Raw genomic sequence first — 8,674 nt, forward strand, 5'->3', positions numbered from 1 at the left:
CGATGGCGCACACGTTCCGGTCACTGGCAGAACCGAACTACCGACATTGGTTCGCCGGTGCCCTGATCTCGAACACCGGAACGTGGATGCAGAGGACGGCCCAGGACTGGATCGTCCTCACCTACCTCACGAACAACAACGCATCGGCTCTTGGCATCACCATGGCTCTGCAGATGGGCCCGCAGCTCATCATGTTCCCGTTTGCGGGAGCCATTGCCGACAGGTTCTCCAAACGCAAGCTGCTCATGGTCACCCAGACTCTGCTGGGAACCGTGGGACTGCTGCTCTTCGTCCTCGTCATCACCGACACCATCGCCCTCTGGCACGTCTACCTGACTGCCTTGGCTCTCGGCATCCTGGCGACGCTCGACAACCCCTCCCGGCAGGCGTTCGTCTCCGAACTCGTCGGCGAGAAGCTGCTGCCCAACGCCGTCAGCCTCAACTCCGCATCATTCAACGGCGCTCGCATGATCGGTCCTGCCGTCGCCGGCGTCCTCACCGCCGTCATCGGCGCGGGGCCGGTGTTCCTCATCAGCGGGCTCGGCTTCGCTGCGACGCTGACCGTGCTCATCCGTCTTGATCAGAGCAGACTGCATCCTTCGGGCCGCCGAGGTACCGGCGGGCTCCTCGGCGGATTCCGGTATCTGCGCAGGCGGCCCGACGTGGCGATCGTTCTGGTCGTGCTCTTCATCGTCGCGACCTTCGGATTCAACTTCAACATTTATACGGCCACCATGGCCAGGATCGAGTTCGGCAAGGACGCGAGCGGGTTCGGGCTGCTCAACTCGGTCATGGCGATCGGTTCAGTGACCGGAGCTCTCGCCTCGGCGAAACGGGAGAAACCGAGGCTGCGGTTCATCTTCGGGGCGGCAGGTGGATTCGGCCTCGCCGTGGGCATGGCCTCGATGATCCCCAACTACTATGTGTTCGCGGCGTCGCTGATACTCGTCGGCTTCGCCTCACTGACGATGATGACCTCGGCGAACGCCTACGTGCAGACGACGACTCCTGCGCACTACCGCGGCCGAGTGATGGCCATCTATGCCGCAGTCGTCATGGGCGGCACACCCATCGGTGCACCGTTGGCCGGTTGGGTGGCCGACAGCTTCGGGCCGCGGATGGCCATGGTCGTCGGTTCTGCCTCGGGAATCATCGCGTTCATCGTCGGTCTGCTGTGGATGGTCATGTCGAAGAATCTGCGTCTGAAGTACGACCCGAAATCGCGCATCCGCCTCCACGTCAGCTACCTCGGCCACCCCTGACGCAAAACTGCCGTCGGACTCGCTGTGTCGGCAGTCGCCGAACGGTTCGGGTCCGCTGCCTCTGACGTGCCTGCGCACTCAGGTTCGGTCCAACCGAATCCCTTAGGATCGGGGGAGACCCTCGACGTACAGAACGGACTCATTCTGAACACGGACATCCTCACCTCGGTGCTGGTGGCGGCCGCGATCCTGGTTGGCTGCCTCGGCATTATCCTGCCCGTCCTGCCCGGATCCATCCTCATCGGAATCGCCGTGCTCGTGTGGGCGATCGTCATCGGCGGCCCGATGGCCTGGATCATCTTCGCGATCGTCACAGTCTTCGTGGCCGGCGGGATGAGCTCCTCACTCGTGCTGACGGGGCGGAAGCTCAAGACGATGGAGGTGCCGAACACCTCGGTGCTCCTGGGCGGACTCCTCGGCATCGTGGGCTTCTTCGTGATCCCCGTCGTCGGCCTGCCGATCGGCTTCGTCGTCGGGCTCTTCCTGGCGGAGTACCTGCGCCTGCATGAGGCGAAGCTGGCCTGGGATTCGAGCTGGGAGTCGATCAAGGCGATCGGCCTCGGCACCGCCATCGAGTTCATGCTCGCACTGCTGGCCGCCATCACCTTCGGCATCGGCGTCCTCATCCACTTCTTCGCCTGATGACAGGGAAGGATCCTTCGTATGAGAGCTGGGAGGGCGCTGGTGGCTGGCCTTAAGCCAGAGCGTCGATGACGAAGTCGAGGCTGGCCAGCAGCGCTTTGACGTCGTCGGGATCGACAGAGACGAACGTGGCGATGCGCAGCTGATTGCGGCCCAGCTTGCGGTACGGCTCGACGTCGACGATGCCGTTGTTGCGCAGCACCGAGGCGACGAGTGCGGCATCGATCGAATCGTCGAAGTCGATGGTCGTCACGACAGATGAGCGATCGTCAGGGTTCTCGACGAAGGGACGAGCCACCTCGGAGGCTTCGGCCCAGTCGTAGACCAGCCCGGAGGATCCGCGCGTGCGCTCGGTGGCCCACGTGAGTCCACCGTTGCCGTTGATCCATTCGATCTGCTCGGCCAGCAGCAGCAGCGTGGCGACGGCTGGGGTGTTGTAGGTCTGGTCCTTCCGCGAGTTCTCGATCGCGGTCACGAGGTCGAGCGAGGCCGGGATCCACCGGCCGGATGCCTTGATCTCCTCAGCGCGGGCGATGGCCTTCGGCGAGAGGATAGCCACCCACAGTCCGCCGTCGGAGCCCATGTTCTTCTGCGGAGCGAAGTAGTAGACGTCGGTCTCGGTGATGTCGACGGGCAGCCCGCCGGCACCGGAGGTGGCGTCGATGACGACAAGTGCGTCCTCGTCGATGCCCTCGGGTCGGGTGATCGTCGTCGCGACACCGGTCGAGGTCTCATTGTGCGGCCAGGCGTAGACGTCGGCGACAGCATCGCCAGCCAAAGTCGCCGGCGAGGGGACGGCCGAGGTGCCGGGCTCTGCCTTGAGGATCAGGGAATCCTGCAGGTGAGGAGCCTCATTGGTGGCCTTGGCGAACTTCTGGCCGAACTCGCCGAATGTGGCATGGGCGGCGCGTTCGCGCACGAGCCCGAAAGTGGCGACGTCCCAGAACGTGGTGGATCCGCCGTTGCCGAGGACGACCTCGTAGCCGGAGGGCAGGTCGAAGAGCTCGGCGAGGCCGGTGCGGATGCGGCCGACCAGGTTCTTCACGGGGGCTTGGCGATGGCTGGTGCCGAGGACATCGGCGGCAGCCGCATTCAAAGCTTCGATTTGGGCGGTGCGGATGCGGGCAGGGCCGGCTCCGAAGCGTCCGTCGGCGGGCAGGAGTTCGTCTGGGATCGTAATATTCGTCGCAGTCACGATCGACATTCTACGACGGGTCGATCCCCGGCTGACGACCGGTCTCGTCATCGAGCGACATGTGCGGCTGCATTTGCGACCCATCGGGGCAGGGGCGCAGGCGCACGGCCGGTCCGCTTGCGTGCAGGTGCCCGCACATATGGTGCCCGTATATATAGGAGGCGATAGGAGGCGACGTGCCATCGTCGTAGAGTGAAGATATGAGTGAGCCAGTCGACCGCCTGCCCCAGACCCGGAAGTCCTACGAGTCACCTGTCTTCGACCGTCCCGAGTCCTCGCCGCTCGCGCTGTTTCGGCAGTGGTACGACGAAGCCGCGGAACACGTGCGCGAACCCAATGCGATGACCGTGTCCACGCTCGACGAGTGGGGTCCGTCCTCGCGCATCGTCCTGCTTAAGGGCATCGACGACTCCGGCTTCGTCTTCTTCACCGACTATGACTCGGCGAAGGGGCGGCAGCTGCGCACCGACCCGCGGGTGGCCGTGAACTTCCCTTGGCAGGACATGGAACGACAGGTCAGGATCCGCGGCCTCGCCGAGGCGGTCGCCCCCGACGACTCGGACGCCTACTTCGCCGTTCGCCCCCACGGCTCGCAGATCGCCGCAAGCGTGTCGAAGCAGTCCCAGCCCGTCGACGGTCGTGAACAGATGCAGGCCGAATACGATGCCGCGCTCGCCGAATACGACGGCAAGGACGTTCCCCGCCCCGATCACTGGGGAGGTTTCCGGGTGCGAGCCTTCGAGATCGAATTCTGGCAGGGGCAGAAGAACCGGTTCCACGACAGGTGGGTCTTCCGCCGTGCTGACGGCAGCCACGAACCAGCCGATCTGGCGGATGCCTCGGCGTGGACTCCGGTCCGTCTGTACCCGTAATCGGATGGCCTCTACCCATCGGTGCGCAGCCTGACAGGGTGTACCTGTTGGTCAGGCTGAACCTGTTGGTGCACGGCCACATAGACCCGCCGAAATATTCGTCTCACGTCCAGTGTTGACTCGAGGCAGGCATCCTCAGAGCCAACGAACCTGCTCTCGACGCGGTCCAGCGCCGAGCATCGGTAACGTTCAAGGGAGCTGATGGTCTCGGTGGTCACACGAAGCGGCCTGCCGCACAGTTGATCGAATCCATTGTCGACTCACGCGAATGCCGGTGAGCGGGATAGGATTGAGGCGGATCGCAATGGCCGCGAGATCTCGAAGGGGTCCAGCGGTCGGAGCAGGGTCGCACGGTCCGAAGTAGTGGTGTGAACGCCTGAAATGGTCGAATCGACCTGAAGACGAAGAGTGGAGTGGCTGGTCTTAAGTGAACGACCTCATTGATACAACCGAAATGTACCTCAAGTCGATCATCGAGCTCGAGGAACAGTCGATCGTGCCATTGCGTGCTCGAATCGCCGAACGACTGGATCACTCCGGTCCCACCGTTTCACAGACCGTGGCGCGCATGGAGCGCGACGGACTGCTGCATGTGAGCAACGATCGCCACCTCGAACTGACGCCCGAAGGGCGACGCATCGCCACTGAGGTGATGCGCAAGCACCGCTTGGCGGAACGTCTTCTGGCTGATGTCGTCGGCCTCGAATGGGAACTCGTCCACGACGAGGCCTGCCGGTGGGAACACGTGATGAGCGAACAGGTCGAGCGTAAGCTGATCAATCTGCTCCCCGACATCTCCTCAGGCCCCTACGGCAACCCGATTCCAGGCCTCGACATCATCGGCGGCGAGAAGGCTGGGGGAGCCGACGTGGTCGATCTGGCCACGGCTGTCGCTCGCGACGGTGCCAAAGAGCTGCGGATCGCGTGGCTGGCCGAACCGTTGCAGGTCGATATCCATCTCCTGCAGCAATTCCAAGTCGCAGGCGTCCTGCCGGAGACCGATGTCGAGATCTCGCGCAACGGTGAGTACATCACTGTGCAGGTCCCCGGCGCACAGGACGTGCTCGATCTGCCGCTGGAGACTGCTTCGCACGTCTTCGCCTATCGGAAGTGATCGGCGTCTGCCGAATAACGCTGACTGAGACCAGTCACGGTCGTTCATCTCGAACCGGGCTGATTTGTTACAAATGAGTTGAGAAACAGGGCCCGGGGAGCGGATAACCGCTCCCCGGGCCCTGTCGTGTAACAAGAAATTGTTACGGAGATATGAAACTCTATTAAGCCTCTGACCTGGAGTTTTATGGAAAACTTCAGGGTCATTCCTTGTGGTTCGTGACAGAAACGTGACAATTGGTCACTGATTGGTTACAGTTGTGGAGGTCGCTCACGAAAGTGACGACTTCACAGCGAGATCCGCACGCCACGCTCGATGTGAAAATCCAAGGACCGAGAGTGGCGGTTGAGACTTTCTCAATAGGTGACGAGAGGAAAACGTGGCAACTAAGCAGCATGGCCGCCGCGCCGCAGAAGCTAAGGTCAAGACTCCACTGACCGAATTGACCGAACTCCTGAATGCCAACTCCGCCGTCTTCGGACGTCGCGCAGCCGTTGTTGCTGCCAGCGGTGGTCTGCTGACCGCAGCCATTCTCCCGGCTGCAGGACAGGGAGCCGACGACAACGTCGCCGTCTCCGCCGAGGCTCAGCCTCAGGTCGAGTTCGAGAACCAGGCCGCGACCACAGTTGCAGACAGCTCCACGAAGGATAAGGACAAGCCGTCCGAATCGTCCTTCAGTGCCGACGTTCAGACCGTCACCGCCAAGGCCGCTCCGAAGCCCAAGCCGAAGCCGAAGCCTGCTGAGACCGCCACCGCCGATTCGAGCGAATCGTCGAAGGCCGGCTCAAACGATAAGAGCACGAGCGACAGCGGCAAGTCCGCCAGCAAGGGCGACAGCAAGAAGAGCGACAACAAAGACTCCGGCTCAGATGCCGGTTCGATCGACGGTTCCAAGGCCGAGCAGGTGCTCGGATGGGCTGCCAAGGGCGTCGGTACTCCGTACGTCTTGGGCGGAACCACGCAGAGCGGTTGGGACTGCTCCGGTTACACCAAGTGGGTCTACAGCCACGTGGGCGTCAACCTCCCTCGCACCTCCGGTGCTCAGAAGGGCGCAGGCAAGGTTGTCTCCGCTTCGGAGGCCAAGCCGGGCGACATCATCTGGCACCCAGGTCACGTCGGAATCTACGCCGGCGGCGGCCAGATGTACGATGCGGGCTCACCGAGCTCCGGTACCTCGAAGCGCAGCTACAGCTGGATGGGCAACGTCACCTTCATCCGCGTTCTCTGATCTTCTTTCCAGAAACTCCCCGCCCGACTCGATGGTCCTCGAGTCAGACGGGGAGTTTTTGCGTACCCGATTGCTTTTCTCCAGGGCGCGCCCGTACGTGGCTCAGCCCCCGCCTCGGCGTGTGGTTATCCGAGCGAAATGTGTCGCAGGGTGAACGCCGGACGAAGATTCCGTGACGCGAGCGATATGAATTCGGTCACATAGGCACTTCGGCGTTATTCTTAAGAAGATTGAGGTCCATGAGTGATGGGAAATCAGATGGGGCATAGTCGGATATCGCGAATAGCCGCACCAGTTTCTGGCGCGGAATACATATCTGTGTCTGTGTCTACTTTCAAGGCGTTGTGCTGCGGCACAGCGCCTTTTGCATTCCCAGAGGTCTGTGGCCCGGCGGACGGCGCGAAACTCGCGAGGGTGCCGAATGCTCTGACGGTCGGACGCCTCGATCGCCATTGTGCTGAGACGAAGATGAGGGGCGGGATATGAAGACTCTCGTGCTGAATGCAGGGTATGAACCACTGTCGATCGTTCCGTTCACCAGGGCAGTGGTCCTTGTGCTGACTGGAAAGGCGACAGTACTGGCCGCGGAGGACATTCCCGTGCGATCCGAGCACATGAGTCTCGACCAGCCATCGGTCATCCTCCTCACCCGTTACGTGCACCCGCCCCGGGATCGGCGAGTGTCCCTGTCCCGCCGCGGTGTCCTTCGGCGCGACAATCATCGCTGTGCCTACTGCTCGAAGCCGGCTACGACGGTTGATCACGTGACTCCGCGGTCGCGCGGCGGCGTCAACAGCTGGGAGAACCTCGTTGCCTGCTGCCGGGACTGCAACAACCGCAAAGGCAATCGAACTCTGTCCGAGATCGGCTGGAAGCTCGGCTTCCGCCCGCAGGAGCCGCGGACAGGTCAGTTCTGGATGCGTGGGATCGACAAGCCGGTCGAACAGTGGCGTCCGTTCCTGGCGCTGTCCACAGCTGCCTGACGGTCGCGTCTTTCCATGTTGACGGAGCGGGGCTTTCCGGGGTGACGGAGCGCGTCTTTCCGCATTGACAGAGCGCGTCTTTCCGGGTGGGCGAATCGTGTCCCTCGGGGCCGGGAGAATGATCTGTCCGCACTGTGACCCGTTTCGGATAACGATGTGACATAGGCCGAGTTCTCAGGTGCATTGTGATTTAGGGTTGGAAAGATGGAACTCCGCTTCAATCTGAGGAGCTTGCGATGAATGAGCAGGACCGAACCCCGGACGCCAACACTTCACCTGCGGGAGAGTCCGAGGCTGTTGTCGTCGGCGTCGACGGCTCACCACCCAGCCGCAATGCGCTGGCATGGGCGATCCAGGAAGCACGCTCCCTGGACAAGCCCATCCGTCTGGTCGGCGCCTACACGATCCCCAGCGTGGCAGCTGCCGCCATCGACGTCTCGTATGTGCCCATCGACGACATATCGATCCGTGCCGCAGTGACGAACACCCTCAAGGAAGCCGCTGCAGAGGTCAAGGCCGCTGGTGTTCCGGTGGAGGCCGTGATCGAGATCGGCGACGCTGCCGGTGTACTCATCGACGAGTCGAAGACCGGGTCCCTGGCCGTCGTCGGCTCTCGTGGTCGCGGCGGATTCGCCGGTCGCCTGTTGGGTACAGTCTCGAGCGCCCTGCCTGCTCACTCGGCGTGCCCGACGGTCGTCGTGCCCACCGTCTGGCAACCCGACGCGCAGAGGACAGCTCACCCCACATCTTCGCGACCCATCCGGCAGGACGGCGTCGAGGTCGAAGAGCCGGATCCCAACGTCGAGGCGATCGAAGGTCTGCGCTTCGACGGCAAGGTCGTCGTCGGCGTCGACTCCTTGGGCGCCGAATCCCCGGCGTTGTGGAAGGCGGCCCGCTTGGCGGTACGGCGCGGCTCGCCGCTGCACATCGTCGCTGTCATCACGACCACGGTCATCGGCCCCGAATGGCTGCCCAGCACAGCCGACCTCGAACGTCTGGTCAACGAGGGCGCCGACAAGCTCGTCGTGGCCAAGCAGCGACTGAAGGACGAGTATCCGGATCTCGACGTGACATGGACGCTGTTCGACGGTCAGCCCGCCGAGGTGCTCGTTCGGGCGTCCGACACCGCCGAAGTCCTCGTCATCGGATCTCGCGGCAGGGGAGGGTTCGCCGGACTGCTCCTCGGCTCCACGTCACAGTCAGTGCTGCCGTATTCGCAGTGCCCGACGATGGTCGTGCGGGTGGTCCGCGATCACAACAAGCGTCGACACGGCGCGAGTGACAACGCTCCGGAGCCTGGCCTCTGAGGGAATCGTCATCCGATAGACAGCGGGGGGAGACAACTGAAGTCCGCTGGGACAGGAAAAGAAAGATCCTG

At 62.9% G+C, this 8,674-nt stretch carries 8 protein-coding genes; 7 read left to right on the forward strand and 1 reads right to left on the reverse strand.

The window, feature by feature from the left end:
• Window positions 1-2 precede the first annotated feature (2 nt).
• Both MPN20_RS13670 and MPN20_RS13675 read left to right on the forward strand, forming a co-directional pair.
• On the forward strand, window positions 3-1,262 hold the full coding sequence (locus tag MPN20_RS13670; protein ID WP_242783003.1) for an MFS transporter: 1,260 nt from the start codon (window positions 3-5) through the stop codon (window positions 1,260-1,262).
• Window positions 1,263-1,406: 144 nt separating this feature from the next.
• Complete coding sequence (locus MPN20_RS13675) at window positions 1,407-1,904, forward strand: DUF456 domain-containing protein (RefSeq protein ID WP_242783016.1); 498 nt, start codon at window positions 1,407-1,409, stop codon at window positions 1,902-1,904.
• 52 nt (window positions 1,905-1,956) lie between these two features.
• Here MPN20_RS13675 and serC read toward each other — a convergent pair whose 3' ends face one another.
• Entirely contained in the window at window positions 1,957-3,099 is a 1,143-nt protein-coding gene (serC, locus tag MPN20_RS13680; protein WP_242783004.1) for a phosphoserine transaminase, read from the reverse strand.
• A gap of 200 nt (window positions 3,100-3,299) precedes the next feature.
• Here serC and pdxH point away from each other — a divergent pair, with 200 nt between their 5' ends.
• The 5 genes from pdxH (at window position 3,300) to MPN20_RS13705 (ending at window position 8,603) form a co-directional block, all read left to right on the forward strand.
• Window positions 3,300-3,971, forward strand: coding sequence for a pyridoxamine 5'-phosphate oxidase (gene pdxH / locus MPN20_RS13685; RefSeq protein WP_242783006.1), 672 nt, complete (start codon window positions 3,300-3,302; stop codon window positions 3,969-3,971).
• Window positions 3,972-4,398: 427 nt separating this feature from the next.
• Window positions 4,399-5,085 (forward strand): metal-dependent transcriptional regulator, encoded by a 687-nt coding sequence (locus tag MPN20_RS13690; RefSeq protein ID WP_242783008.1) that lies wholly within the window; start codon window positions 4,399-4,401, stop codon window positions 5,083-5,085.
• 379 nt (window positions 5,086-5,464) lie between these two features.
• On the forward strand, window positions 5,465-6,313 hold the full coding sequence (locus tag MPN20_RS13695) for a C40 family peptidase (RefSeq protein ID WP_242783010.1): 849 nt from the start codon (window positions 5,465-5,467) through the stop codon (window positions 6,311-6,313).
• Between the two features lie 482 nt (window positions 6,314-6,795).
• The gene (locus MPN20_RS13700) at window positions 6,796-7,296 is read left to right on the forward strand and encodes an HNH endonuclease (protein WP_242783012.1); all 501 of its coding nucleotides are present in this window, start codon (window positions 6,796-6,798) and stop codon (window positions 7,294-7,296) included.
• Window positions 7,297-7,532: 236 nt separating this feature from the next.
• Window positions 7,533-8,603 (forward strand): universal stress protein, encoded by a 1,071-nt coding sequence (locus MPN20_RS13705; protein WP_242783014.1) that lies wholly within the window; start codon window positions 7,533-7,535, stop codon window positions 8,601-8,603.
• Window positions 8,604-8,674 lie beyond the last annotated feature (71 nt).

The sequence above is a fragment of the Brevibacterium sp. ZH18 genome, assembly GCF_022748595.1.
In the GTDB taxonomy this organism is placed as follows: Bacteria; Actinomycetota; Actinomycetes; order Actinomycetales; family Brevibacteriaceae; genus Brevibacterium.

What these genes read in the sequence shown, in the direction of transcription:
- MPN20_RS13670 (WP_242783003.1), top strand. Translation starts at nt 3, where the DNA reads ATGGCGCACACGTTCCGGTCACTGGCAGAACCGAACTACCGACATTGG.
- pdxH (WP_242783006.1), top strand. Translation starts at nt 3,300, where the DNA reads ATGAGTGAGCCAGTCGACCGCCTGCCCCAGACCCGGAAGTCCTACGAG.
- MPN20_RS13700 (WP_242783012.1), top strand. Translation starts at nt 6,796, where the DNA reads ATGAAGACTCTCGTGCTGAATGCAGGGTATGAACCACTGTCGATCGTT.
- MPN20_RS13705 (WP_242783014.1), top strand. Translation starts at nt 7,533, where the DNA reads ATGAATGAGCAGGACCGAACCCCGGACGCCAACACTTCACCTGCGGGA.